This is a genomic window from Micromonospora sp. CNZ295 (assembly GCF_004217535.1).
The window spans coordinates 151,700-175,443 of the sequence record NZ_SHKZ01000001.1; the positions used below are offsets into that span (position 1 = coordinate 151,700).

Annotated in this window: 26 protein-coding genes, 2 tRNA genes and 1 pseudogene; 11 read left to right on the forward strand and 18 right to left on the reverse strand. The window is 74.5% G+C overall.

Annotated elements, in window-relative coordinates; genetic code table 11:
* Nucleotides 1-20: 20 nt before the first annotated feature.
* A complete protein-coding gene (locus tag EV376_RS00655) occupies nucleotides 21-1,052 on the reverse strand; it encodes an SIS domain-containing protein (RefSeq protein ID WP_130328470.1) in 1,032 nt (343 codons plus the stop codon).
* A 184-nt stretch (nucleotides 1,053-1,236) separates the two neighbouring features.
* On the opposite strand from EV376_RS00655, the gene EV376_RS00660 reads away from it, so the two are divergent.
* Complete coding sequence (locus tag EV376_RS00660; RefSeq protein WP_130320227.1) at nucleotides 1,237-3,057, forward strand: tetratricopeptide repeat protein; 1,821 nt, start codon at nucleotides 1,237-1,239, stop codon at nucleotides 3,055-3,057.
* A gap of 133 nt (nucleotides 3,058-3,190) precedes the next feature.
* On the opposite strand, the gene EV376_RS00665 is transcribed toward EV376_RS00660, so the two are convergent.
* Nucleotides 3,191-4,765, reverse strand: a complete 1,575-nt coding sequence (locus tag EV376_RS00665; RefSeq protein ID WP_130320228.1) for an MDR family MFS transporter — start codon at nucleotides 4,763-4,765, stop codon at nucleotides 3,191-3,193.
* A gap of 112 nt (nucleotides 4,766-4,877) precedes the next feature.
* Here EV376_RS00665 and EV376_RS00670 point away from each other — a divergent pair, with 112 nt between their 5' ends.
* Complete coding sequence (locus EV376_RS00670) at nucleotides 4,878-5,462, forward strand: TetR/AcrR family transcriptional regulator (RefSeq protein ID WP_486482481.1); 585 nt, start codon at nucleotides 4,878-4,880, stop codon at nucleotides 5,460-5,462.
* Nucleotides 5,463-5,489: 27 nt separating this feature from the next.
* Here EV376_RS00670 and EV376_RS00675 read toward each other — a convergent pair whose 3' ends face one another.
* Both EV376_RS00675 and EV376_RS00680 read right to left on the reverse strand, forming a co-directional pair.
* Nucleotides 5,490-5,993 (reverse strand): GNAT family N-acetyltransferase, encoded by a 504-nt coding sequence (locus tag EV376_RS00675; protein ID WP_130320230.1) that lies wholly within the window; start codon nucleotides 5,991-5,993, stop codon nucleotides 5,490-5,492.
* Nucleotides 5,990-6,205 (reverse strand): biotin/lipoyl-binding carrier protein, encoded by a 216-nt coding sequence (locus EV376_RS00680; RefSeq protein WP_091068708.1) that lies wholly within the window; start codon nucleotides 6,203-6,205, stop codon nucleotides 5,990-5,992. Before EV376_RS00680 ends, EV376_RS00675 begins: the two co-directional genes overlap by 4 nt.
* 268 nt (nucleotides 6,206-6,473) lie before the next feature.
* Here EV376_RS00680 and EV376_RS30615 point away from each other — a divergent pair, with 268 nt between their 5' ends.
* Nucleotides 6,474-6,548: a 50S ribosomal protein bL37 gene (locus EV376_RS30615; protein ID WP_370461611.1), complete on the forward strand. Its 75-nt coding sequence runs from the start codon at nucleotides 6,474-6,476 to the stop codon at nucleotides 6,546-6,548.
* Nucleotides 6,549-6,605: 57 nt separating this feature from the next.
* Here EV376_RS30615 and rsrA read toward each other — a convergent pair whose 3' ends face one another.
* The 5 genes from rsrA to EV376_RS00705 form a co-directional block, all read right to left on the reverse strand.
* Complete coding sequence (rsrA, locus tag EV376_RS00685; protein WP_130320231.1) at nucleotides 6,606-6,893, reverse strand: mycothiol system anti-sigma-R factor; 288 nt, start codon at nucleotides 6,891-6,893, stop codon at nucleotides 6,606-6,608.
* A 1-nt stretch (nucleotide 6,894) separates the two neighbouring features.
* Nucleotides 6,895-7,689: a sigma-70 family RNA polymerase sigma factor gene (locus EV376_RS00690; RefSeq protein ID WP_130320232.1), complete on the reverse strand. Its 795-nt coding sequence runs from the start codon at nucleotides 7,687-7,689 to the stop codon at nucleotides 6,895-6,897.
* Between the two features lie 270 nt (nucleotides 7,690-7,959).
* Nucleotides 7,960-8,580, reverse strand: a complete 621-nt coding sequence (locus EV376_RS00695) for an alpha/beta family hydrolase (protein ID WP_130320233.1) — start codon at nucleotides 8,578-8,580, stop codon at nucleotides 7,960-7,962.
* 172 nt (nucleotides 8,581-8,752) lie between these two features.
* Entirely contained in the window at nucleotides 8,753-9,148 is a 396-nt protein-coding gene (locus tag EV376_RS00700) for a WhiB family transcriptional regulator (protein ID WP_130320234.1), read from the reverse strand.
* Between the two features lie 197 nt (nucleotides 9,149-9,345).
* Entirely contained in the window at nucleotides 9,346-10,065 is a 720-nt protein-coding gene (locus EV376_RS00705; protein ID WP_130320235.1) for an SOS response-associated peptidase, read from the reverse strand.
* A 103-nt stretch (nucleotides 10,066-10,168) separates the two neighbouring features.
* Here EV376_RS00705 and aroA point away from each other — a divergent pair, with 103 nt between their 5' ends.
* The 4 genes and pseudogenes from aroA to EV376_RS00725 all read left to right on the forward strand — a co-directional run bounded on the left by aroA (nucleotide 10,169) and on the right by EV376_RS00725 (nucleotide 14,402).
* Complete coding sequence (gene aroA, locus EV376_RS00710; RefSeq protein ID WP_130320236.1) at nucleotides 10,169-11,470, forward strand: 3-phosphoshikimate 1-carboxyvinyltransferase; 1,302 nt, start codon at nucleotides 10,169-10,171, stop codon at nucleotides 11,468-11,470.
* A gap of 89 nt (nucleotides 11,471-11,559) precedes the next feature.
* On the forward strand, nucleotides 11,560-12,576 hold the full coding sequence (gene rsgA / locus EV376_RS00715) for a ribosome small subunit-dependent GTPase A (protein WP_486482482.1): 1,017 nt from the start codon (nucleotides 11,560-11,562) through the stop codon (nucleotides 12,574-12,576).
* Between the two features lie 25 nt (nucleotides 12,577-12,601).
* Complete coding sequence (gene hisN, locus EV376_RS00720; protein ID WP_130320238.1) at nucleotides 12,602-13,420, forward strand: histidinol-phosphatase; 819 nt, start codon at nucleotides 12,602-12,604, stop codon at nucleotides 13,418-13,420.
* Nucleotides 13,421-13,479: 59 nt separating this feature from the next.
* A pseudogene (locus tag EV376_RS00725) lies at nucleotides 13,480-14,402 on the forward strand (hypothetical protein).
* On the opposite strand, the gene EV376_RS00730 reads toward EV376_RS00725, so the two are convergent.
* A complete protein-coding gene (locus tag EV376_RS00730; protein ID WP_130320239.1) occupies nucleotides 14,357-15,559 on the reverse strand; it encodes a glycosyltransferase in 1,203 nt (400 codons plus the stop codon). The pseudogene EV376_RS00725 and the gene EV376_RS00730 sit on opposite strands and share 46 nt — an antisense overlap.
* A gap of 199 nt (nucleotides 15,560-15,758) precedes the next feature.
* Here EV376_RS00730 and EV376_RS00735 point away from each other — a divergent pair, with 199 nt between their 5' ends.
* Genes EV376_RS00735 through EV376_RS00745 form a run of 3 tightly spaced genes read left to right on the forward strand, consistent with a single transcriptional unit; the run spans nucleotide 15,759 to nucleotide 18,146 of the window.
* Nucleotides 15,759-16,757: an SDR family oxidoreductase gene (locus EV376_RS00735; protein ID WP_130320240.1), complete on the forward strand. Its 999-nt coding sequence runs from the start codon at nucleotides 15,759-15,761 to the stop codon at nucleotides 16,755-16,757.
* On the forward strand, nucleotides 16,757-17,524 hold the full coding sequence (locus EV376_RS00740) for an ATP-binding protein (RefSeq protein ID WP_130320241.1): 768 nt from the start codon (nucleotides 16,757-16,759) through the stop codon (nucleotides 17,522-17,524). Before EV376_RS00735 ends, EV376_RS00740 begins: the two co-directional genes overlap by 1 nt.
* A gap of 49 nt (nucleotides 17,525-17,573) precedes the next feature.
* Nucleotides 17,574-18,146, forward strand: coding sequence for a DUF5709 domain-containing protein (locus tag EV376_RS00745; RefSeq protein WP_130320242.1), 573 nt, complete (start codon nucleotides 17,574-17,576; stop codon nucleotides 18,144-18,146).
* 7 nt (nucleotides 18,147-18,153) lie between these two features.
* Here EV376_RS00745 and EV376_RS00750 read toward each other — a convergent pair whose 3' ends face one another.
* Both EV376_RS00750 and macS read right to left on the reverse strand, forming a co-directional pair.
* Entirely contained in the window at nucleotides 18,154-18,789 is a 636-nt protein-coding gene (locus tag EV376_RS00750) for a response regulator transcription factor (protein ID WP_130328471.1), read from the reverse strand.
* A gap of 70 nt (nucleotides 18,790-18,859) precedes the next feature.
* On the reverse strand, nucleotides 18,860-19,978 hold the full coding sequence (gene macS / locus EV376_RS00755) for a MacS family sensor histidine kinase (RefSeq protein WP_486482483.1): 1,119 nt from the start codon (nucleotides 19,976-19,978) through the stop codon (nucleotides 18,860-18,862).
* A 118-nt stretch (nucleotides 19,979-20,096) separates the two neighbouring features.
* Between macS and EV376_RS00760 the strand changes: the two genes are divergently transcribed.
* Nucleotides 20,097-20,543 carry an ATP-binding protein gene (locus EV376_RS00760; RefSeq protein ID WP_130320244.1) on the forward strand — a complete coding sequence of 149 codons (447 nt, stop codon included), beginning with the start codon at nucleotides 20,097-20,099 and terminating at the stop codon, nucleotides 20,541-20,543.
* Nucleotides 20,544-20,625: 82 nt separating this feature from the next.
* On the opposite strand, the gene EV376_RS00765 is transcribed toward EV376_RS00760, so the two are convergent.
* The 6 genes from EV376_RS00765 to EV376_RS00790 form a co-directional block, all read right to left on the reverse strand.
* A complete protein-coding gene (locus tag EV376_RS00765) occupies nucleotides 20,626-21,459 on the reverse strand; it encodes a phosphoribosylaminoimidazolesuccinocarboxamide synthase (protein WP_130320245.1) in 834 nt (277 codons plus the stop codon).
* Between the two features lie 110 nt (nucleotides 21,460-21,569).
* Nucleotides 21,570-21,821, reverse strand: coding sequence for a hypothetical protein (locus EV376_RS00770; RefSeq protein ID WP_130320246.1), 252 nt, complete (start codon nucleotides 21,819-21,821; stop codon nucleotides 21,570-21,572).
* A 113-nt stretch (nucleotides 21,822-21,934) separates the two neighbouring features.
* A tRNA-Met gene (locus EV376_RS00775) sits at nucleotides 21,935-22,008 on the reverse strand.
* Between the two features lie 167 nt (nucleotides 22,009-22,175).
* A tRNA-Met gene (locus tag EV376_RS00780) sits at nucleotides 22,176-22,252 on the reverse strand.
* A gap of 98 nt (nucleotides 22,253-22,350) precedes the next feature.
* A complete protein-coding gene (locus tag EV376_RS00785; RefSeq protein WP_130320247.1) occupies nucleotides 22,351-23,244 on the reverse strand; it encodes a hypothetical protein in 894 nt (297 codons plus the stop codon).
* Nucleotides 23,234-23,743, reverse strand: coding sequence for a SigE family RNA polymerase sigma factor (locus tag EV376_RS00790; RefSeq protein ID WP_130320248.1), 510 nt, complete (start codon nucleotides 23,741-23,743; stop codon nucleotides 23,234-23,236). Before EV376_RS00790 ends, EV376_RS00785 begins: the two co-directional genes overlap by 11 nt.
* Nucleotide 23,744: the final 1 nt, after the last annotated feature.

Sequence of the window (23,744 nt, forward strand, 5' to 3'; positions counted from 1 at the left end):
CCAGCCTGCCACGGCGGCGATCACATCGTCGCGGTGACCTTCTTGAGGCCCCGCGGCGCGTCCGGGTCCTCGCCCCGGGCCAGCGCGAGCGCCAGCGCCAGGCGCTGCAGCGGCAGGATGTCCAGCAGCGGGGCGTACCGCTCGTCCACCTCGGGGACGGCGATCCGCGTCGCTCCCGGCACGTCGGCGGAGCCGACCACCACCACGTCCGCACGGCGTTCGCCCAGCCGCGGCAGCACCTCTCCCATGGCCCGGCCGCCAGGGCCGGAGCCGACCACCGCGAGGACCGGCACGTCCGGGTCGGTCATGGCGAGCGGGCCGTGCAGCAGGTCCGCGCCGGAGAAGGCGAGCGCCGGCAGGTACGAGGTCTCCATCAGCTTGAGCGCGGCCTCCCGCGCGGTCGGGTACGCGTACCCCCGGCCGGTCGTCACGAGGTGTGCGGCGAACCGGTAGCGGGGGGCCAGCTGGGCGGGGGTCTCGTCGGCGAGGGCGCGGGTGGCGAGCTCGGGCAGCGCGTCGAGGGCCGCCCGCTCGGCGGCGGGGAGCACGCCGTCGCCGGCCCGGACGCCCTCCACCAGCATCAGCAGCGCGAGCAGCTCCGCGGTGTACGTCTTGGTGGCGGCCACCGCCCGCTCGTGCCCGGCGGCGATGTCGACGCTCAGCTCGGCGACCCCGGCGAGCGGCGAGTCGGGCGCGTTGGTGACCGCCAGGGTGAGCGCGCCGGAGGCGCGGGCGGCCCGCAGCACCTCGGTGAGGTCGGGGGAGCCGCCGCTCTGGCTCACCCCGACGACGAGCGCGTCGGAGAGGTCCGGCCGCGCGCCGTACACGGTGACGGAGCTGGGCGAGGCGAGCCCGGCGGGCAGGCCGAGCCGGATCTCGGTCAGGTACGCGCCGTAGAGCGCGGCGTGGTCGGAGGTGCCGCGCGCGGTGAACACCACGTGCCGCGGCCGGCGGTCGGCGACGGCGGCGGCGACGCGGGCGATCGCACCGGCGTGCTCGGCGGAGAGCAGCCGCGCATATCCCGCCGGCTGCTCGTCGATGTCGGCGGCCATGCCGGCCCCTGGACGCGTCACGGAAGCTCCTCCCAGTGCGCGATTACCGCGCGTTTCCTGCTCAGTCTTGCACGTTTGGCCGGCTTCAGGCAAAGCAACGAGCAGCATCGCGCAGATGATCACAAGGAATCCTCAACATCACCTACGCTGACCCGGCCCGAGAGCACCAACGCGAGAGGACGACGTGTCCCCGGACGAGCGAGACCTGCCGGCGGCGGAGGAACTGGCCCTGGCCCGACTGGCCCTGGCCGACGGCGACCTGGCGCACGCCGCCACGCACGTCGCCGGCGCCCTGGCGCAGGCACCGACCCTGCCCGAGGCACACGAACTCCTCGCCCGGCTCGCGGTGGCCGGCGACGGCGGGCTCGACCTCTTCCCCCTGCACCGGAACGTGTTCGTCGGCACCGTGGTCGCCCGCGCCCACCTGCTCGCCGCCGCCGGCCGCCCCGCCGAGGGGCTGGACCTGCTCGTCGCGGCCACCGGCCACGCGCCCGCGACCCCGTGGGCGGAGGTGCCCTGGGTGACCGCTCCCGACCTGGCCGAACGCCTCGACCCGGACCGCACGGCCCGGATCCTCATGCAGATCTGCGCCGCCACGCCCGACCCGGTGCCCCGCGCCGGCCGGGCCGCCCTCACCCCGTACCTGGTGCTGGCCCGCAACGCGGTGACCGTCCACCCCGAGCACGCTCTCCTGCTCGGGGCGGCCTCCGCGCTGGCCCGGCGGATCGGCGAGGTCGCCCTGGCGATCCGCTGGGCGACCCGGGGCGTACGCGCCGAGCCGTCGAAGATCGGCGAGGTGTGGCTCGGGTACGCGTACCGCAGCGCGGGCCGGATCCGGGACGCGCTGGCCGCGCTCGAACGGGCCGTCGCCCACGACCCGGACGACCTGGCCGTCTACGCCGACATCGCGGGCACGCTCGCCGACCACGGGCGGCTGGACGACGCCCTCGACTGGATCGACCGGGCGCTGGCCCGGGACCCGTCATTCGACTGTGCCGTGCACACCGCGTACCGGCTGCGCTTCCGGCGCGACGGCGACGTGGCGCACCTGGTCGCGCTCGCCGACTTCGCGCGGGAGCACCCGGACGACTCCCACGAGCACGCCGACCTCGCCGAGTCCTGCACCGGCCGGCCGTGGCTCGGGCAGGTCACCCCGGCCACCGGCCCGGTCGCCGGCGCGCTGCGGGCGGCCTCCGGAGACGTTCCGGGCGGCGTCCTCCGGCTGGCGTCGCCGACACCGCCGAGCGCCCTGCGTACCCTCCGCGCGGCCGCGCCCGGCCTGCGGATCGAGGTGATCGGCGCGCCCGACCCGGACCCGCGCGAACCGCGGCGCGCGACCGGGCGGCAGCTCTGGCGGTACGACGGTGCGGCCGTCGAGCCCGCCGTCCCGCCGCCCTCGCCGGAGGCGGCCGAGCACCTACGGCAGTTCGTGCACCCGGCGTGGCCCCACCCGCCGGCGGCGTACGACGCGGCCGTCGCCCTGGCCACCCTGGACCTGCCGGACCTGCTCGGCCTGCTGGCCCACCCGCCGGCACCCCCGCCGACCGGGTTGGGCCGCGTCCTCGACGGCCAGGATCCGGCGCTGTGGGTCCGCAGCGTGCAGGTGTGGGCCTGCCTGGGTCTGCTGCACCACCGCACCGACGAGCCGTGGCCGGCGTCCACCCGCCGGGCCGTGCTGCTGGACCTGGTCTGGGAAACCGAGGACTGGACCACCGAGGCCGCACTGTTCGCCCTGGTCACCGCCGCCTGGGTCGATCCGGCGGTGCGCGCCGACGTCGCCACGGTGGTCACCGAGCGGCTCGCCGACGCGGCGGAGGTGGCGGCGACCCGGCCGGTCCCGGTCGCCGCGTCCCTGGGTCACCTGGCGCTGGCCACCCCCGGCCTGGCCCCGGAGACACGTGAGCTGGCCCGGGCCCTGATCGGCGCCCCACCATCCGGATCGCCCACCCCGGGCGGCCTCCGCCGCCTCTGGCGGCACCTCATCGCGCTCCTCCGCCGTCCCTGACCACACCCGCAGCGGAGCCACCCGCCTCGCGGGGCCCGCCTGATCCGCGCAACTTCCCTGAAGGTGCTGCCTCCTGACGCGTGACGCGGCGAGGCCGCACCTTCAGGGAAGTTGCGGCCTCGGTAAACGCCGGTCAGGGGGTCTTCGCGAGGGTGGGCTCCGGCTCGTCGGCCGGGGCCGGCGGCGGGATGTTCACGGTGCGCAGCGGGATCTCCTTGACGAACCAGGCGAGCACCGGCACCGCGACGGTGAACAGCACCGCCCAGAGGAACACGTGCGAGATCGAGTCGGCGAGGCCGCCGAGGACCAACTCCCGGGCCTGGGTCGGCAGCTCCCGGAGCCGTTCCAGGTCCATGGCCGCGCCCGCCTCGCCGCCGCCGCCGAACGACCCCCCGGCCGGCGAGTCGGCCAGCCGGTTGGCGAAGACGGCCCCGAAGAGCGAGATGCCGAACGAGCCGCCGATCGAGCGGAAGAAGGTGGCCGCTCCGCTCGCCGCACCGAGGTCGCGCTGTTCGACGCTGTTCTGCGCGATGAGCATGGAGGTCTGCATGAGGAAACCCATGCCGACACCGAGCACGACCATGTAGAGCGAGGACTCCAGCTTGCTGGTGTGCAGGTCGAGGCGCGTCAGCAGGGCCATGCCGGCGGTCATCACGACGCCGCCGACGATGGGGAACGCCCGGTAGCGTCCGGTCTTCGTGATCGCCCGGCCGACCACCAGCGAGACCACCAGCATGCCGAACATCAGCGGCAGCAGGAGCAGGCCGGAGTTGGTGGCCGAGGCGCCCTGCACGGTCTGCTGGTAGAGCGGCAGGAAGTTCATCGCGCCGAACATCGCGAACCCGAGCAGGAAGCCGATCATCGAGATCAGCGCGAAGTTGCGGTTGGCGAAGAGCCCGAGCGGCAGGATCGGCTCGACGGCCCGCCGCTCCACGAGCGCGAAGGCGACCAGCGCGACCACGGCGAGCGCGGCCAGGCCGAGGATCGCCGGGGAACCCCAGTCGTACTCGTTGCCGCCCCACGTGGTGATCAGCACGATGGCGGTGATGCCGACCGACAGCAGCGCGGCGCCCGGCCAGTCGATCCGGTGCTCGGTGCGGTGTCGGGGCAGGCGCAGGGTGGCGGCCAGCAGCGCCAGCGCCACGCCGCCCAGCGGCAGGTTGACGTAGAACGCCCAGCGCCACGAGAGGTGATCGGTGATGAAGCCGCCGACCAGCGGACCGGCCACCATGGCGATGGCCATGATTCCGGCGATCATGCCCTGGTAGCGGCCCCGCTCGCGGGGCGGCACCAGGTCGCCGATGATCGCCATGACACCGACCATCAGGCCGCCCGCGCCGAGACCCTGCACGGCCCGGAAGGCGATCAGCTCCACCATCCCGTCGCCCGGCCCGCCGAAGACTGCCGAGCCGGCCATCCCGCAGAGCGCGGACCCGATCAGGAAGATCACCACGGCCGTCAGGAAGATCGTCTTCCGGCCGTAGAGGTCACCGAGCTTGCCCCAGATCGGGGTGGAGACGGTGGTGCCGAGGACGTACGCGGTGACCACCCAGGTGAAGTGGTCCAACCCGCCGAAGTCCCCCACGATCCGCGGCAGGGCCGTGCTGACGATCATGTTGTCGAGCATCGCCAGCATCATGGCGATCATCAGGCCGAAGAGCACGATCCGGACATTGGGTCGTGCCGGCGCCTGCGCTGCGTGGGCCATGGATAGGCTCCCCCCGGGACGAATGCAGCTTACTTGCCGACCGGCTAGCCAGCTTACTAGCCGGACGGTAAGTTGGGTATCGAACAGCGGTCAAGCGAACCAGGTGGTGAGGGTGAGGGAGAACACAGGCGGCACGCGGGAGCGCATCAAGGCCGTCGCGCTGGAACTCTTCACCGAGCAGGGGTACGAGAAGACCTCGCTGCGGGAGATCGCCGAGCGACTCAACGTGACGAAGGCGGCGCTCTACTACCACTTCAAGAGCAAGGACGAGATCGTCAGCAGCTTCGTCGAGGACCGCCTCGACCAGATGGACGACCTCGTCGCCTGGGCCGAGGCTCAGCCGGACACCCTCGCCACCCGGCGCGCGGTGCTGGGCCGCTACGCGGACACCATGTTCACCGGGCAGTTGCCCTCGGTGATGCGCTTCTTCGAACAGAACCAGACGGTGCTGAAGAGCCTCACCGCCGGCCAGCGGATGCGGGAGCGAATGTTCCGGCTGGCCAGCGTGCTCTGCGGCGGCGACACCTCAGCCAAGGCACAACTGCGGGCCGTCCTGGCCCTCTTCGCCGTACACACCAGCTGGTTCGCGGTGCGGGCACCGGAGGTCTCGGACGCCGAGCGCAGGCAGCTCGCGCTGGAGGTCGCCGACGAACTGCTCGCCGGCATCGGCTCCCGCGCCGGCGACGGGTCCGCCTGACTCCACGGGAGCCCGGTCGCCGGCCGGTCAGGCCGGCAGATCCAGGCGCAGGCCGAGCAGGTGCACACCGTCGAGCGGGGACCAGTCCTTCTCCGGTACGCGGACGAACCCCCGCCGCTGGTAGAGCCGCCGCGCCGGGGCGGCGAAACCGTCCCGGACACAGATCACCACGGCCGCGCAGCCCAGCTCAATCGCCCGCGCCACGCAGGCCTCCACGAGGACGGCGCCGACCCCACGGCCCTGCGCGGCCGGGTCCACCGCGAGCATCCGGAACTCCGCCTCACCCGGCCCGGAAAGCTCGGCGTACCGGGTGCCGGGCAGCACGAACGTCACCGATCCGAGCACGGCGTCGCTGGCCTCGTCGACGGCGACCAGCACCTCGCCGTGCTCGGCGCGGGTGGCCACGTCGGCGAGCACCGCCGCGTACCCGTTCTCGCCCTTGAGCTGCCCGTCCGCCTCGTACGCGGCGACCGTCAGCCGGGCCACCGCCGGGTGGTCCGCCGGCGCTGCGAGGCGTACCCGGAGGCTCAACCGATCACCGCGATCAGGTCGCCGTCCTGCACCACGTCGCCCTCGTTGACCGCGAGCTGCTGCACGACACCGTCGGACTCGGCGACGACCGGGATCTCCATCTTCATGGACTCCAGGATCACGAGCGTGTCCCCCTCGGACACGGTGTCGCCGGCCGACGCGACGACCTTCCAGACGTTCGCCACCATCTCGGCGCGGATCTCCTCGGCCATCTCCCGGCCCCTTCTCTCGTGACTGCCTGCCGACGTATCCAATCATGACGGTGGGCCACAGCGGGCACGGAGCGGGTCGCCCGCAGGTTGATCCATTCCGCCGCGGCCGCGCCCGCTCCGGCGGGTCGGCCGGCGCGGCGTACCGGCTACGGCCCCGGCGGGCGGCGCTCCTCCTTGACGGCACTAGCATCAGCGGGTCGGACCGGGTCGGTGCGCCGCGGCGTCGAGGGCGCCGGCGACGGCCAACGACCAACACGAGGAGGTCGCCATGGCGAAGAAGGCTCGCAAGAAGAAGGCTCGCAAGAAGAGCGCCGCCAACCACGGCAAGCGCCCCAACTCCTGAGCCGCGAAAGACGAGGGCCCGGGTCGTCCGACCCGGGCCCTCAGCACGTCCCTGTTGTCAGTCCGCCAGTTCGCGCGACTCGCTCGTCTCGAAGACCACCAGCTCGGTGAGCTTGACCCGGAGCCGCTCGCGCAGCTGCTCGGGGGCCGTCTCGTTGCCGCAGCAGCGGGCGACGAGCGCCTTGACCTCCTGCTCGATGCCGTACTCGCGCAGGCACGGCCCGCACTCGTTGAGATGCATCCGGATCAGCGTGCGGCGCTCCTCGGCGCACTCCAGGTCAAGGTAGAGGTAGACCTCCGCCAGCACCTCGCGGCAGTCCGTCTCGTGCGGCTCTCCACAGCTCACGTCACACCTCCCGACCGGCGGCGGCGGTCGAGCCCTTGGCCGACGCGGAGGTGAAGCCCCGCTCCGCCGCGTACTGCTCGAGCAGCTTGCGCAGATTACGACGGCCGCGGTGCAGCCGCGACATCACCGTGCCGATCGGCGTGCCCATGATGTCGGCGACCTCCTTGTACGCGAAGCCCTCGACGTCGGTGAGGTAGACGGCCAGCCGGAACTCCTCCGGCAGCGCCTGCAGGGCCTCCTTGACGTCGCTGTCCGGAAGCCGGTCCAGCGCCTCCGTCTCGGCCGAGCGCAGACCGCTGGAGGTGTGCGACTCCGCCTCGGCGAGCTGCCAGTCGGTGATCTCGTCGGTCGGCGCCTGGATCGGCTGTCGCTGCCGTCGACGGTAGGAGTTGATGTAGGTGTTGGTCAGGATCCGGTACAGCCAGGCCTTCAGGTTCGTGCCCTGCTCGAACTGGTGGAAGGCGGCGTACGCCTTCAGATACGTCTCCTGGACCAGGTCCTCGGCGTCCGCCGGGTTGCGGGTCATCCGCAGACCGGCAGCGTAGAGCTGATCGACGAAGGGCATCGCATCCCGTTCGAACCGGGCCCTGCGTTCGTCCGTCTTCTCGGTGGTCAACCGCACATCCCCTCGCGTCGGATGCTTCCCCGCCGAGGATACGTGTACCCGCTCAACGCCAGATTCAATTCCACCGGTTGTGCCCGCGCTCACCGCCGGCCACTTCGGGCCGTCCAGCAGCTGGCGCAGCTGCCGCGCGCCGCGCTCGTCCCGCTCCCGGGCCTGCGTGTCGGTCGGCACCGGTCACCCCCCTCGTCGGAAAAGTCGTCCGCCGGGTGCAACGCGTACCGACGGGCCGGACATTCCGGCCGCAGGCCCCGTTCCTGGTCCCGGCTCGACCTCGGCGGAGACCGACGCTGGGACCAGGAAGGGCCTGGGAGGACCGGTGCCGCGCCCCCGAACCGGGGCATACGGCACCATCCGGAGCAACGAGGTTTTCCCACCCCGGTCACGCCTCACCGGACAGGTCGACCCGTCCGTCCGATGCGAAGCCCGCCCCGGGGGCCGGCTTCAGCGCGCCGCCCAGCCGCCGGCGCGCAGCCAGTCGAGCACCACCGCCGCCGTACCGGCCGGATCCTTGCGCAGGTCGTGCCGCTCCCCCGGGCGGGTCACCACCCGCACCGCCGGCCCCGCCTCCGGCACCCCGAAGGGGTCACGGTCGCCATTGACCACCAGCGTCGGGACGCCGGTCGCCAACTCGCCGGCCCGGGACCGTTCCGGGCGGCCCGGTGGGTGCAGCGGGAACGCGAGGGCCACCACGGCTGCGGCGCCGACCCCGGTCGCGGTGCGGCAGGCCACCCGCGCGCCGCTGGACCGGCCGCCGACCACCAGGGGTACGCCGCTCCAGCGCTCCCGCAGCGCGGACACCACGACCGTCCACGCCTCGTCGAGTTGCCCCGCCGGTGCGGGGGCGCGCCGGCCGGCCACCCGGTAGGGCTGTGTCACCCGCCCGACGACCAGCCCGGCGGCCAGCGCGGCGTCCCGGACCGCGACCAGGTCGGGCGCGTCCACGCCGCCACCCGCGCCGTGTCCGAGCACCAACAACGCGACCGGCGGCCCGGCCGACGGCGGCAGGTCGAGGTCCACCCGGGCTGGCCCGCGTGGGGTGACGATCTCCTCGGTAAGCGGCACGCAGCCATTCTGGGCCGCCCGCCGCCGGCCCAGCGACGCGCCACCCGGTGCGCCACCCGACAGGACACCCGGACGGAGCGCGGAACCTTGATCCACTCGACGGCACGCGGATCGCGCTGACCGCGAGACGTCGAGTGGATCAAGCGTGCGGCGGGAACACCACCGTGGCGGCTCAGCGGCCCAGCGGCATCAGGGTGAGCAGTCGGTCCCGGACCGGCGGGCCCGCCTCGTCGGCGGCGTCCGGGTCGGGCTGCACCTCACTGCGCCAGGCGACCAGCATGGCCCGGCGCTCGCGGGGCGTGGTGCCGCCCCAGACGCCGTGGCAGTCACCGACGTCCAGCGCCCAGGCCAGGCAGGAGCCCTGCACCTCGCAGGTGCGGCAGAGCGCCACAGCGGCATCGGCCGGTTCGTTGGGCGCCGGAAAGAACGTCTCCGGATCCACGCTCTGGCAGGTGCCTCTGGTTCGCCACGCTTCGTCCTGCCGGCGCTCGCGCAGCGCTCGCAGCAGGCGTGGATCTCGTCGTGCGGCGGCCACCTCGTGCGGACGGGGCATACGTGCCCGGGTCATCCACCCACCTCCCCCGTGGGACCGGCAGAATCGATGGACGTCGTCCGCCCCGTGCGAATCGACGCCCACCACCGGCGCTGTGTTCTATCGCACTTCCCGATGTCAATACAAGGGGTAGTGGGGAACATGGACGAACAACTCAGCGACGTTTCACCCGGAACCCTGGCAAAACGCGCTGCGACACGGCGGCTCGGGACTCAGAAGAGCGTCATCTCCTCCGGCTCGACCACACGGGCGCGGGGCAACGGCGCGGCGACCCGCTCGACGAGGTGCGGGCCGTCGTTGCGGACGTCGCCCACCGCCGGCCCGACCGGGCGGATCTCCAGCCCGGCCAGCCACTCCACCGGCGGCGGGACGAGCAGGCCCTCCGGCCGGTCGGTCGGCCCCAGCCAGGCGCCCCACCGCTCGGCAGGCAGCAGCAGGGGCATCCGGTCGTGCACCTCGGCCAGGTCACCGACGGCGGCGGTGGTCACGACGCTGCACGTCAGCAGCGGGCCGTCAGGGCCGTCCCACACCGACCAGATGCCCGCGAAGGCGAGCACCGAGCCGTCCCGCGGCGTCATGTAGTACGGCTGCTTGCCGCCCGGGTGGCGGACCCACTCGTACCAGCCGTCCGCCGGCACCAGGCAGCGGCGACGGGCGAAGGCGCGGGCGTACGCCCGGCTCGTCGCGACCGTCTCCGCGCGCGCGTTGATCATGCGGGCGGCGGTCGCCGGGGACCGGGACCAGGCCGGGACGAGGCCCCAGCGCCCGAGCGAGAGCGCCCGGTGGCCGTCGGAGGTGACCCGGACCAGCGGCACCGGGTCGGTGGGGGCGACGTTGTGGTCCGGGCCGAGCCGGCCGCCGGTCTCGTCGTACGACTCGAACAGCGCGCTCAGGTCCCCCGCGGACCGGGTCGTCGCGTACCTCCCGCACATGCCGCACACGCTAACCCGCAACCGGCCGATCGGCTGTCCCGCTGACCGGGAGTACGACCGGGCGGCCGGCGGCACCGGGCGCCGGAAGCGGCAGAATGTAACCGTGGGGAATCTGACCGCGACCCGGCCGCTGCGGCCGTGGACCGCTCCGACCGCCTCGGACCCGGTCTCGGCGACGCTGCGCCTGCCCGGCTCCAAGTCGCTGACCGCGCGTGCCCTGGTGCTCAGCGGGCTGGCCAGCGGGCCGTCGACGCTCGCCGGCCCGCTGCGGGCCCGGGACACCGAGCTGATGGCCGGCGGCCTACGGGCGATGGGCGCGCACATGTCGATCAGCGATGACGAGCGCTGGCTGGTCCGGCCGCATCCACTGGTCGGTCCGGCGCACGTCGACGTCGGCCTCGCCGGCACGGTGATGCGCTTCCTGCCCCCGGTCGCCGGCCTGGCTGACGGGCGGATCACGTTCGACGGCGACCCGCAGGCCCGGGTCCGCCCGCTCGGGCCACTCATCGACGCCCTGCGCCGCCTCGGCGTACGCATCGACATGCCGCCCACCGGGAGCCTGCCGCTGACCGTCCTCGGCGCCGGGCGGGTCGCCGGCGGCGAGGTCGTGATCGACGCCTCCGCCTCCAGCCAGCTCGTCTCCGGGCTGCTGCTGGCCGCGCCGCGCTTCGACCGGGGCGTGGTGGTCCGGCACGTCGGCCCGCCGGTGCCGTCCGCGCCGCACCTGCGGATGACGGTGCAGATGCTGCGGGCCGCCGGCGCCGCCGTCGACGACACCACGCCGGACGTCTGGGCGGTCGAGCCGGGCCCGCTCACCGGCCGCGGCTGGGAGATCGAGCCGGACCTGTCCGGCGCGGTGCCGTTCTTCGCCGCCGCCCTGGTCACCGGTGGCGAGGTGACCGTGCGGGGCTGGCCGCGCAGCAGCGCCCAGCCGGTCGAGCGGCTCCGCACGCTGCTGCAGGCGATGGGCGGCGAGGTGACCCCGTCCACCGCCGGGCTGACCGTCCGGGGCACCGGCGCCGTGCACGGCCTCACCGCCGACCTGTCCGACGTGAGCGAACTGACCCCGGCGCTGGCCGCGCTGGCGTTGCTCGCCGACTCCCCGTCGCGCTTCACCGGCATCGCCCACATCCGGGGTCACGAGACCGACCGGATCGCGGCGCTCGCCCGGGAGTTCACCGCCCTCGGCGCCGACCTCACCGAGTCGCACGACGGGCTGGAGATCCGCCCCCGACCGTTGCGGGGCGGGGTGTTCGAGACGTACCACGACCACCGCATGGCACACGCCGCGGCGATCGCCGGCCTGGCCGTGCCCGGCATCGAGCTGAGCGACGTCGCCTGCACCTCCAAGACGATGCCGGAGTTTCCGGCACTATGGTCTGCGATGGTGACCGGCAAGAGCTGAGGGAGCGGGTCCTGGCGACGAAACGGCGGGAGTACGACGAGGACGACGTACGGGTCCGGCCCGGGAAGTCCTCGCGCCCCCGTACGCGGATGCGCCCGCGCCACGCCGACGCCGTGGAGGGGTTCGTCACCGCCGTCGACCGCGGCCGCTACACCTGCGTGCTGCCCGGCACCGACCCCGACGCGCCTCCGGTGACCGCGATGCGCGCGCGGGAGCTGGGCCGCAAGTCGGTCGTGGTGGGCGACCGGGTCGGGCTGGTCGGCGACACGTCGGCCGCGCCCGGCGCGCTGGCCCGGATCGTCCGGATCGGCGACCGCAGCTCGGTGCTGCGCCGCACCGCGGAGGACGACGCCACCACGGCCGAGGGCCGGCTGGAGCGGGTCGTGGTCGCCAACGCCGACCAGCTGGTGATCGTCAGCGCGCTGGCCGACCCGCCGCCGCGGACGGGGTTCATCGACCGGTGCCTGGTGGCCGCGTACGACGCCGACGTCGAGCCGCTGCTCTGCCTCACCAAGGCCGACCTGGCCGGGCCCGAGGGGGTGCTCGGGTACTACGCCGAGCTGGAGCTGCCGTACGTGCTGATCCGCCCGGACTCGGCCCTCGACGCCCTGCGCAGCCTCCTCGCCGGGCGGATCTCGGTGCTGGTCGGGCACTCCGGCGTGGGCAAGTCGACGCTGGTCAACCGGCTGGTTCCGGACGCCGCCCGGGCGGTCGGCCAGGTCAGCGCGATCGGTCGGGGCCGGCACACCTCGACCAGCGCGGTGGCGCTGCGGCTGCCGCCGCTCCCCGGGCAGGACGATGACGCGGGGCCCGGCTGGATCATCGACACGCCCGGCGTACGCAGCTTCGGGCTGGCGCACGTCTCCGCCGACAGCCTCCTGCACGGCTTCCCGGATCTGGTGGAGGGCACGGTCGACTGCCCGGCGAACTGCCCGCACACCGCCGAGGAGCCGGCCTGCGGTCTGGACGCGTGGGTGGCCGCCGGCAAGGCCGACCCGCGCCGGCTGGCCTCGTACCGCCGGTTGCTCGCCTCCCGCGCCGGGGAGAGTGACCCGCGCGGCGAGCCCGACCCACGGGGTCCGGGCGACCCACCAACCGGCGGCTGACCCGGCCGGCGCTACCGTCTGCGGCATGACCGGGTACGCCGACGACCTCGCCCTCGCCCACCGCCTCGCGGACGCCGCCGACGCGGTCTCCAGCGCGCGGTTCCGCGCACTGGACCTGCGGGTGGACGCGAAGCCCGACCTCACCCCGGTCTCCGACGCGGACACCGCCGTCGAGCGGGAGATCCGGGCGCTGCTGGCGACGCACCGGCCGGGCGACGGCCTGCTCGGCGAGGAGTACGGCGAGCAGCCCGCGGCCGGCCCGGACGGGCGACGCTGGGTGGTCGACCCGATCGACGGCACGAAGAACTTCATCCGGGGTGTGCCGGTGTGGGCCACGCTCATCGCGCTGCTGGAGGGCGACCGCCCGGTCGTCGGGCTGGTCTCCGCCCCGGCGCTGGGCCGCCGTTGGTGGGCGGCGCTCGGCGCGGGCGCGTACGCCGGACCGGACCCGGCCTCCGGCACGCCGATCCGGGTGTCGGCGGTGGCCGACCTGGCCGACGCGAGCTTCTGCTACTCCTCGTTGACCGGCTGGGAGGAGAACGGCCGGCTGGGGGCGGTCCTGCAGATCATGCGGGACGCCTGGCGCAGCCGGGCGTACGGGGATTTCTACGGTTACATGCTGCTGGCCGAGGGGGCACTGGACGTGATGGTCGAGCCCGAGTTGTCGCTGTGGGACATCGCCGCCCTGGTGCCGATCGTGACCGAGGCCGGTGGCGCGTTCACCGACCTGTCGGGGCGTCCCGCCCCTGCTGACGCCGCCTCCGCCGAGATCAGCGCGATCGCCACGAACGGTGCGCTGCACGCCGAAATCCTCACCCGTCTGGGTCGGGCGTCCGCGCGCTGATCTCCGTCTACCTCTATCCTCGCCAGGTGGTCTCATCCGGCTGGTGCTTCCTCGCGTCGATGATCGTCGCGTACGGCATCGCCAACCTGCTCCAGTCGGTCGCGGTGGCCCGCACCACCGTGCACCATTCGTTCGATCCGGGGCTGCTGCTGCGGCTCGCCGGCCACCGCACGTACCTGGTGGGCCTGGGCTGCCAGGTCGGCGGTTTCGTGCTGGCCTTCCTGGCCCGGCGGGACCTGCCGCTCTTCCTCGTCCAGGCCAGCGTGGCGGCCGGGCTCGGCGTGACGGCCCTGCTCGGGGTGCTGCTGCTCAAGTGGCGGCTGCCGGCCGCCGAGGTCGCCCTGCTGGTGCTCCTCTTCGCGGGGATAACCGGGTTGGTGCTGTCGGCCCGGCCGGCGCCGTCGCGGCAGCTCGGCACCGCCGGCCTGATCGCCCTGGCGGTCACGCTCGGCGTGATCGCCGTGCTGGGCGTCTTCGCGGTCCGCCTGCACGGGTCGCCCGGCTCGGTGGCGCTCGGCTCGCTGGCCGGACTGGCGTTCTCGGCGGCGGCCGTGGCGGCCCGGCCGCTGGCGTCCGCGCCCTCGGTCGAGGCGTTCGTCGGCGACCCGCTGCTGTACCTGCTGATCGCCCATTCGGTCGTCGGCCAGCTACTGCTCGGCCTGGCCATGCAGCGCGGGTCGACCACGGCGGCCGTGGCGGCGATGGACGCCGCCGGGGCGGTGCCGGCGGCGGTCGTCGGGCTGCTGCTGCTCAACGACAAGATCTGGCCGGGGCGGGAGTGGCTGGCCGCGGTGGGCTTCCTGGTCACCCTCGCCGCGGTGATCGGGCTGACCCGGTACGCGGAGCCGCAGCACCACCACGCCATCGCCGGCGAACGGGAGCCGGCGATGGTCGGCGCCGGCCGTCCCGGCTGAGCGCGGTCGCGGCGGCCGGCCGTCAGGCGGCCTCGACCGGCCTGCGGCGGCGGACCACCCGCTCGTAGAGCCGTTCCAGCGCCCCGGCCGTGCGGTCCCAGGTGTAGCTGCACCGCACCCGGTCCACGGCGGCGTGCCCGTACGCGAACCGCCCGGCGTTGTCCGCGATGAGCCGCCGCAGCATCACCCCGAGCGTGCGCACGTCACCCGGGGGCACGAGCCGCCCGGTGACCTCGTCCACCACCGCGTCGGCGATCCCGCCCATCGCGTAGCCGACGACCGGCACACCGCAGGCCATCGCCTCCAGGGACACCCGGCCGGCGGACGAGTAGTGCGGAGTGCAGGCCACCACGTCCGCCGAGCGGTACCAGGTGGCCATCTGCTCGTGCGGCACCGCCCCCACCAGGGTCACCTGGTCGGCGACCCCGTTGCGTTCGGCCAGCTCGCGCAGGTGGCGCGCCTCGGCGTGCCGGGCGAGCCGCTCGGCGGGCGGCCCCCCGGCGATCACCAGCTCCGCGTCGCCGACCAGCCGCATGGCGCGGATCAGGTCCTCCTGGCCGTGACCGGCGGCGAGCGCGGCCACCGAGAGGATCCGCGGTCGCGCCTCGCGTGGCGCCGCCTCCCCGTCCGGGTGGAACTGCCCGGTGTCCACGCCCGGCGGGACCAGCGCCACCGACGTGCGTTGCAGGCCCATCCGGGTCAGCTCGTCGACCTCGTCGTTGGACTGGGCCACCGCGACGTCCACCGCGCGGATGAGCGCCCGCTCCAGCGGGATCCGCTCGTCCGGGGCGTCGTAGCGGGCACCGAGGTGGCGCAGCTGCTCCACGCCGAGCGAGTGGAAGGTCTGCACGACCGGGATGTCGGTCTCCCGGACCGCGTGGGCGGCGGCGAGCCCGCCGATCCAGTAGTGCCCGTGCACCACCTCCGGCGCCCACTCCTCGGCCCACCGTTCGGCCAGCCAGCGGCCGTACTCGGCGACGAAGGGGACCAGCTCGGCGGTGGGAACCGTGGCGGCGGGACCGACCGGGACGCGCTCGACCAGGTAGCCGTCGATCGTCTCCGTCGCCGCCGGGCCCGGGGCGTCGCGGCGTTCGTACAGTCGGACGTCGTGACCCCGTCCGGCCAGTTCGGCGGCGATCCGGGCGATGTGCTGATGGGTGCCGACGGCGGGGCCGCCGGCACGCCGGGACGGGTCGGCGTGCGCGCAGACGAGGCCGACGCGCATGGTCACCTCCAGGCGGTCTTCTCAGCGGTGGTCCTCCCGGTCAGAGGGTCCCATTAACCCGGGGTCCGGGAGCCGAAACCTGGCAGATCGGAAGGAGGCTGACGGGTGCCGCGGATGATTGCCGCCGAGCAAGGACCACGCGGACCCTGGATCGGACCCGGATTGGCATGACCCCTCCGGGGCGGGGTACCGGCGGAGAATGCCTCTCACCCGCAACCTCGCCGACGCCGTCGTGGTGGTCACCGGTGCCTCCAGCGGGATCGGCACGGCGACGGCGTACGCGCTCGCCCGCCGCGGCGCCGCCGTCGTCCTGGCCGCCCGCAGCGACCCGGCCCTGCGCCGGGTCGCCCAGCGCTGCCGTGAGCTGGGCGGGCGCGCCGTGGTCGTCCCGACCGACGTGACCGACCCGGCGGCGGTGGAGCGGCTCGCCGCGCGGGCGGCGGAGGAGTTCGGCCGGATCGACGGTTGGGTCAACAACGCGGCGGTCAGCGCCGTCGGGCTGTTCGACGAGATCCCGGTCGAGGAGTTCCGGCAGGTGCTGGAGGTCAACCTGCTCGGCACCGCGTACGGCATCCGGGCCGCACTGCCCCACCTCGCCGCGGCGGGTGGCGGCGTGGTGGTCAACAACGCCTCCGTGCTGGCCGAGGTGGCCATGCCGTACCAGTCGGCGTACAACGCCACCAAGCACGGGATCCGCGGGCTGGCCGACACGGTCCGCCAGGAGCTGCGGGTGACCGGCCGGGGTGACATCTCGATCTGCACGGTGCTGCCCGCCACGATCGACACCCCGTTCTACCGGCACGCCGCCAACCACAGCGGACAGGAGCTGGTGCCACCGCCCCCGGTCTACCCGCCCGAGGTGGTGGCGAACACCATCGTCCGCATGCTGCGCCGGCCGCGCCGCGAGGCGTACGCCGGCGGCGCCGCCCGCCTCCTCGGCCTCCAGTGGCGGGTCGCCCCGGCGCTCGCCGAACGGGCCCTCGGCTGGTACACCCACCGCACCCAGTTCGGCCCGGCCGCCCGCCTCGACAGCAGCGGGAACGTGTTCACGCCGGACGCCGGCGCGGAGCGCGAGGGCGGCTGGCACGGCCGGCGTCGCCACCTGGTCCGGATGGGCACCGCGTTCGGGCTGGCGGCGGCCGGAACGGCGGTCGGGACCGTCGCGGCGATGGCCCGGCGGGGACGGGCAGGTCGCTGATGGACCGTGGCGACCGGTCGGGTGCGGGGGCGTCGCGCGGCCGGCCGAACCGGGCCGTGCTGCCGACCGGCGTGCACGTGGAGCCGGACGAGTCGTCCGGGGTGGTCCGGTTGAGCGGGTTGCTCGATCCGCCGGGCACGGGCGCGGTGCGGGACGCGCTGCTCGGCCGGCTGGTCGACCGGCCCGGCCCGCTGGTGGCCGACCTGACCGGCCTGCGGGCGACCGACCCGGCGCTGTTCGACGTCTTCGGCGAGGTGCGCCGGGCGGTGCTCGACTGGCCCGCCGCCGAGCTGCTGCTCTGCGACCCCACCGGCACGGTCGCCGGAACCCCGGCCTGGCCCACGCTGGACGGCGCGCTGGCCGCCCGCGCCACCTCCCCGCTGGCCGCGGTGCTCACCGCCGACCTCGCCCCGGTCGTGGGCGCCGCCCGGCAGGCCCGGCAGCTGGTCGGCGACGGCTGCGCCCGGTGGGGCGTGCCCGAGTTGACCGAGGCGGGCTGCATCGCGGTCACCGAGCTGGCCAACAACGTGGTCGCCCACGCCCGGACGCCGATGACGGTCCGGCTGGCGCCCCGCGACAGCGCCCTGCACCTGGCCGTCCGCGACCATTCGTCCCGGCTGCCGTCCTACACCGGGCTGGCGCCCCGGCACACCGCGGGTGGTCGGGGACTGTTGCTGATCGACACCGTCGCCCGGCGCTGGGGCACCACCGCCGTGCCCGGCGGGAAGGTGGTCTGGTGCGTTCTGCACCCCGACGACCAGACCTGACCGCCCCCGTCGACGGTTACGGGGCACTGGGCAGGGGTAGAGCAGCGGTATGCGCGACGACGAGTACCCGACCCCCGTGTCCGATCCCGAGGCGGAGGGCCTGCCCGACACCGCCGACGACGACTCGACCGCGAACGACGACGTCCTGACCGGGCGGGAGGCGGACGGCCCGGAGCCGGCGCAGCTGCCCGGGGACCGGACGCCGGTGGCCGTCGACCGGTTCGGGACCACCGCCGACGAACAGGCCGACGGGGAGTCGCTGGACTACAAGCTCGACCGGGAGCAGTACGAGCGTCCGGCGGACGATCCGCTGGCCGGCCCGGTCGACCCGGACATCGCGGCCGAGGCGGACAGCGAGGAGCAGGCCGCGCAGGCCCAGCTCGACGCCGACGTGATCGACCCGGGGCCGACCTCGGACCCGAACTCGCCGGTCTCGCTCTACGACCACGGGCAGCTCGGCAGCGTGACCGACGCCGAGGTGGGCCGGCTGGTCGAGCCGGACGAGGGCGCCCACACCGACCAGGAGACCGACTCGATCGCGTACGACGCCGGTTCGGCCGGCGGTGGGGCGACCGCCGAGGAGCTGGCGGTCCACGAGACCCGCCCGCCCCACTCGGTCTGACCGTCGCTCAGTCGTCGAGGCCCCGCTCGATCGCGTACCGGGTCAGCTCGACCCGGTTGTGCAGCTGGAGCTTGCCCAGCGTGTTCTGCACGTGGTTCTGCACCGTCCGGTGCGAGATCGCGAGGCGCTCGGCGATCTGCTTGTACGACATCCCCTTCGCCACCAGACGCAGCACCTCGGTCTCCCGCTCGGTGAGCCGGGGTGCGCCGTCGTGTTCCGGGGCGGTCGGTCCGGCCGCCAGGCGCCGGTACTCGCCGAGCACCAGGCCGGCCAGCCCGGGCGTGAAGACCGGCTCCCCCGCCGCCGTCCGCCGTACCGCCGCCAGGAACTCCGCCGGGGCGGCGGACTTCACCAGGTAGCCGGTGGCGCCCGCCTTGACCGCGTCCAGCACGTCCTGCTGTTCACCGCTCGCCGAGAGCATCAGCACCCGGACCTCGGGCAGCGCGGCCCGCAGCCCCCGGATCACCGCAACCCCGGAGATGTCCGGCAGTTGCAGGTCCAGGACGACCACCTCGGGCCGCGCGGCGGGCGCCACCCGGACCGCCTGTCGTCCCTCGCCCGCGGTGGCCACCACCTCGTGGCCCGCCTCGGTCAGGTCGCGGGCCACCCCTTCCCGCCACATCGGGTGGTCGTCGACCACCATCACCCGTGCCACGTCTCCTCCTCCGGTCTCCGGGCACCCGTGCCACCGCCGCGCCGGCCGATGGCCGGACTCACCGCCCCGGCCGGGGCACGGTCAGCTCCACCTCGGTCCCGGCGCCCGGGGCGGACGTGATGCGGACCGTCCCGCCGAGGTCGGCGATCCGGCCCCGGATCGAGCGGGCCACCCCCAGCCGCCCCTGGGCCGCCGCCTCGGCCAGGCGACCGTCGGTGAAGCCCGGGCCCGCGTCGCGGACGGACACGGTCACCGTGCTGCCCTCGTCCTCGATCAGCACCCAGGCCCGGCCACCGGCGTGCCGCCCCACGTTGTCCAACGCGGCCGCGGTCGCGGCGGCCAGTTCCCGGGCGACCGGGCCGGGCAGCGGCACCGGGTCGGCCGGGGCCGACAGCGAGACCGACGGCGACGCGTACCGCCCGAGCAGCGCGCGCAGGTCCGCCGGCCCGTCGGCCGGAGCGGGCGCCGCGCCGGCGATCAGCGCGCGCAGCGCCGCCTCCTGCTCGCCGGCGAGCCGGGCCAGTTCGCCGGCCTCGCCGTCCAGGTGCGCGCCACGCCGCTGCACCAGGGCGAGGACCTGGAGTACGGAGTCGTGGATGTCGCGGGCCAGCCGTTCCCGCTCCCGGGTGGCCGCCTCCAGCTCGACGGCCCGCTGGAGCCGCTCCTCGGCGGTCACCGCGAGGCGGGCCACGTGCCCGACCACCACCCCGGCGAGGAGCAGCAGGATCACCCCGGTGAGCGAGGACTCGCCGATCCGCTCCCGGGTGGCGAGGTCGGCCGTGCCGAGCACCAGCGCGGCGACGGTGCCCCGCCGTCGACCGCCGGAGACCGCCCAGGCCAGGACCGGGCCGGCGAGCCACGCCACCGCGAGCGTGGGCACGCCGGCGGCGAGTGCCTCCCGCCCGACCACCCACGGGGTGGCCAGCACGACTCCCACGACGACGCCCAGGTCGGCCAGGAGCAGCGGCCAACCACGCCGGGCGGGGCGCGCGTACCCGACGGCCGTCACGGCCGTCCAGGCCGCCATCGCCAGGACCAGGCCGCCGGCGGCCAGCGGGTGCGCGTACCGGTCCGCGTGGCGCACGGCGACCACGCAGACGTACGCGAGCGAGGCCACCCGGAACACGGCGATGGCCCGCCACAACGGGACCTCGAAACCACCGGCTGACGTGGGCACGCCCGACACGATGCCACAGCGGCACCTTCCCGCAGGTGGCGGCGGATGCGGGTCGGGAAACCCTGACGTACGGTGGAAATGCCGTGAAAACCACGACGATCCGTTGCCGGAAGGGGCCATGACGAATGCGGAACCGCACGCACCGCGTACGGTTGTGCCCATCGAACCTCCCCCGCTGATCGCCGAAGCCTTCGACCAGGCTCAGGTGACCGAGCTACGGCACTCGGTCACCGCCTGCGCGCGTGCCGCCGGCCTCCAGGGGCAGCGGCTGGACGACTTCGTGCTGGCGGTCAACGAGCTGATCACCAACGCGGTCCGGCACGGCGGCGGTCGCGGCTCGCTGCGGATGTGGCGGCAGCGGGGCGTGCTGGTCTGCGAGGTCGCCGATCACGGGCACGGGATCAGCGCCCAGCGACTCACGGATCACAGCCGCCCGGCCCCGGAAACGGCCGGCGGCTGGGGGTTGTGGCTGGCCCGCGAGCTGAGCGACACCATGGACGTGGTGACCGGTGCCGCCGGCACCCTGGTGCGCATCTCCACGGCCCTGACCCCGCACCCCGCCTGACCCAGCCCCCGCCCCTGGCGTTCTGCCCGGTAGCGGCGGTCCGTCAGGGCGACACGTGGGCGATTGTGCGGAGCGGGGCTCGCTACGCCCAGCGGTTGCCGGTGAGCTTCTCGTACACGTCGACGTAGCGGGCCCGGGTGGCCTCCACGACCTCGGCCGGCACCTCCGGCGCCGGCCCCTGCCGGTCCCAGCCGCTCGCCGTGGCCCAGTCCCGGACGTACTGCTTGTCGTAGGAGAACTGGGCACGCCCCGGCTGGTATGACTCGGCCGGCCAGAACCGGGACGAGTCGGAGGTCAGCAGCTCGTCGCCGACCACCAGCGTGCCGTCGGCCGCCCAACCCAGCTCGATCTTGGTGTCGGCGATCAGGATGCCCCGGTCGGCCGCCAGCTCGGCTCCCCGCCGGTAGAGGTCCAGCGTGATCCGGCGCAGCCGCTCGGCGGTCTCCGCCCCGACCTTGTCCACCACCTCGGCGAAGGTGATCGGCTGGTCGTGCTCCCCGACCGGCGCCTTGGTGGACGGCGTGAAGATCGGCTCGGGCAGGATCGACGCCTCGACCAGCCCGCGCGGCAGCTCGACGCCGGAGACCGCGCCGGTGCGCTGGTACTCGACGAGGCCGCCACCGGTCAGGTAGCCCCGGGCGACGCACTCCACCGGGACCATCTCCAGCCGCCGGCAGCGGATCGCCCGGCCGGCGAACTCGGCCGGCACGTCGGTCGCCGAGATCACGTGGTTCGGCACCAGGTCGGCGAGCTGCTCGAACCACCACAGCGAGAGCGCGGTGAGCAGCTTGCCCTTGTCCGGAATCGGCGTCGGCAGCACCACGTCGTAGATCGAGATGCGGTCGGAGGCGACCAGGATCAGGTCATCGCCGTCGGCGTAGACGTCCCGGACCTTGCCCGAGTGCAGAAGTTCCACGCGCCCTAGTAGACCACGCGGCCCGCCTACGGCCCGCGCCGGTGGTCCGCGGCCCCGGGCCGGCGGGAAGCCTCCCGCCGCGTCGGCGACGCACCCCGCCGGCGGTGGGATCAGCGCGGCGGGCCGCCGCGGCGATTCCGGTTCATCATCCGCACGATGAGGAAGACGATCAGAGCCACGACGACCAGGCAGCAGAGCAGCCCGAGGAAACCGAAACCGCCGCCGCGACGGCGCCGGACGGCCTCGACCGCCAGCTCGCCCGGACCGCTGGACGCCCAGGCCGCCACCGGGACGAACACCGACAGCACGACCGCACCGAGGACCGCGCTCAGCCGGCCCCACCACCTACCGAAAGCAGACATGGCCCCATCCTCGCCGAGAAGCGCAACCCCGGCAGGGCGCTCGGCGCGGAATGGCTCACCGAGGGTGGACACGACGAAGGCCCCGGAGCGATCCTCCGGGGCCTTCGGACGAGTAGCGGGGACAGGATTTGAACCTGCGACCTCTGGGTTATGAGCCCAGCGAGCTACCGAGCTGCTCCACCCCGCGTCGGCTCCACCAGTGTAGCCCATCGCGCCCGGCCATGATCCTCGCCCCCGGACACCGTCGACGGATCTCCCGGACACCGTCGGCGCATCCCCTGGCCGCCACTGGCGGGTCCGTCGACGGAAGATGCGGAAAGGCCCCGAGGAGGACTCCTCGGGGCCTTTCCGATGTGGTAGCGGGGACAGGATTTGAACCTGCGACCTCTGGGTTATGAGCCCAGCGAGCTACCGAGCTGCTCCACCCCGCGTCGGTGAAACAACCGTAGCGCACCACCCCGGCGCGGTGCAAAACGACCGGTGGACCGGGCGTTCCGGCCCGGGAGCCCGGAACCGCCCGGTCGCGCTCTCAGCCCAGCCAGGCCTCGATCGCCGCCACGGCACGCCGGCTGTCGGCGTCCACCTGGGTCCGCTCGGCCGAGGTGCCCTCCCAGCCCTGCTCCCACAGGATCGTCACCACGTCGTCGACGCGGATCGCCCGGATCAGCCGCACCTCCTCCCCGCCGACCGGGTTCCCCTCCAGGTCCCGGGCGTCGGTCCGGATCTCGAAGAGCACCGACTCGTCGCCGTAGCCGCTGTCAGCCAGCAGCCGCAGGCGCGACGTCGCCGGGTCGCGGCCGCCCGTACCCTCCTGCCGCGGGCAGGCGCGGACCGCCTCGCGCAGCTCGCGCAGCGCGTCGTCGGCGCGCCCGGCCGCGTAGACGGTGACGGTGTGCACGTAGCTGCCGTCGGGCACGTAGTCCGCGGGCGACTCGGGGTTCTTGTAGGCCAGGTGCCGGCTCCGGCGCTGCACGATCGCATCGTCGCTGGCGAAGCGGGCCTCGCACAGCGACGGCAGCACCTCGGCCTCGACGAAGTTCGCGGCGCCCTTGTCGTTGGCCGGCGCGAGCTGGAAGAACGCCCGGTCCGGGATCGACGTGGGGCCCGGTCCGCCCGGGGTCGTGCTCGACGAGGTCGACGGCGTGCCGCTGGGGGTCGCCGACGGCGTCGGGCTCGGCGCGGTCGGCGCCGGAACCGTCGGCGTCCCGCCGGGCGGCGCCACCGGCGCCGGATCGCCGGCGAGCACCAGCCGGCTGCCGGTCGCCACCCCGGCGACCAGGACCGCCGCCGCGAGCGCCGTGCCGGCCACCCGGATCCGGGCCCGCCGGTCGGCGGACCGCCGGAGCGCCTCCGGCGCGGGAAGGGCCCGGGGATCCGCCTCGCCGGCGAGCGACCGGTAGAAGTCGGACAGGTCACGCGACATCGTTCGCCTCCAGTCGCTCGTCGTTGATGTCGGGCAGCAGGGCCGCCAGGCGGGTACGCCCCCGGGACAGCCAGGACTTCACGGTCCCGGCCGCCACGTCCATCTCGCGGGCGATGTCCTCGACGGTCATGTCGTAGAGGTAGTGCAGGGCGAGCGCCTGCCGCTGGTTGGCCGGAAGTTGCCGGAGCGCGCCGACCAGCAGGACGCTGTCCTCGTTCGGCGGCGACACCGGCTCCGGCGCGCCGGTGCGCCGCAGGGCCGCCCGCCAGCCGGTGAGCCGGCGCCAGCGGTCGGTCGCCAGCCGGGCCACCACCAGCCGCAGCCACGCCTCCGGTGCGGGGTGCGCGATCAACGTGCCCCACTGCCGCCAGGCCCGGGCGTACGCCTCCTGCACGAGGTCCTGCGCCTCGGCGTGGTCGCCCGCGACCGCGTAGCCGTAGCGGAGCATCCGGTGCGCGGTGCTCCGGTAGAACTCGTCGAAACCCGCCGCGTCCCTCATG

Coding starts and splice junctions, on each gene's coding strand:
- EV376_RS00735 (WP_130320240.1), top strand. CDS start 15,759: ATGCCTCTCACCCGCAACCTCGCCGACGCCGTCGTGGTGGTCACCGGT.
- EV376_RS00730 (WP_130320239.1), bottom strand. CDS start 15,559: ATGCGCGTCGGCCTCGTCTGCGCGCACGCCGACCCGTCCCGGCGTGCC.
- rsgA (WP_486482482.1), top strand. CDS start 11,560: ATGCGCCCGCGCCACGCCGACGCCGTGGAGGGGTTCGTCACCGCCGTC.
- EV376_RS00705 (WP_130320235.1), bottom strand. CDS start 10,065: ATGTGCGGGAGGTACGCGACGACCCGGTCCGCGGGGGACCTGAGCGCG.
- EV376_RS00665 (WP_130320228.1), bottom strand. CDS start 4,765: ATGGCCCACGCAGCGCAGGCGCCGGCACGACCCAATGTCCGGATCGTG.
- EV376_RS00700 (WP_130320234.1), bottom strand. CDS start 9,148: ATGACCCGGGCACGTATGCCCCGTCCGCACGAGGTGGCCGCCGCACGA.
- EV376_RS00655 (WP_130328470.1), bottom strand. CDS start 1,052: ATGGCCGCCGACATCGACGAGCAGCCGGCGGGATATGCGCGGCTGCTC.
- EV376_RS00680 (WP_091068708.1), bottom strand. CDS start 6,205: ATGGCCGAGGAGATCCGCGCCGAGATGGTGGCGAACGTCTGGAAGGTC.
- hisN (WP_130320238.1), top strand. CDS start 12,602: ATGACCGGGTACGCCGACGACCTCGCCCTCGCCCACCGCCTCGCGGAC.
- EV376_RS00790 (WP_130320248.1), bottom strand. CDS start 23,743: ATGAGGGACGCGGCGGGTTTCGACGAGTTCTACCGGAGCACCGCGCAC.
- EV376_RS00785 (WP_130320247.1), bottom strand. CDS start 23,244: ATGTCGCGTGACCTGTCCGACTTCTACCGGTCGCTCGCCGGCGAGGCG.
- EV376_RS00740 (WP_130320241.1), top strand. CDS start 16,757: ATGGACCGTGGCGACCGGTCGGGTGCGGGGGCGTCGCGCGGCCGGCCG.
- EV376_RS00750 (WP_130328471.1), bottom strand. CDS start 18,789: ATGGTGGTCGACGACCACCCGATGTGGCGGGAAGGGGTGGCCCGCGAC.
- EV376_RS00760 (WP_130320244.1), top strand. CDS start 20,097: ATGACGAATGCGGAACCGCACGCACCGCGTACGGTTGTGCCCATCGAA.
- EV376_RS00770 (WP_130320246.1), bottom strand. CDS start 21,821: ATGTCTGCTTTCGGTAGGTGGTGGGGCCGGCTGAGCGCGGTCCTCGGT.
- EV376_RS00745 (WP_130320242.1), top strand. CDS start 17,574: ATGCGCGACGACGAGTACCCGACCCCCGTGTCCGATCCCGAGGCGGAG.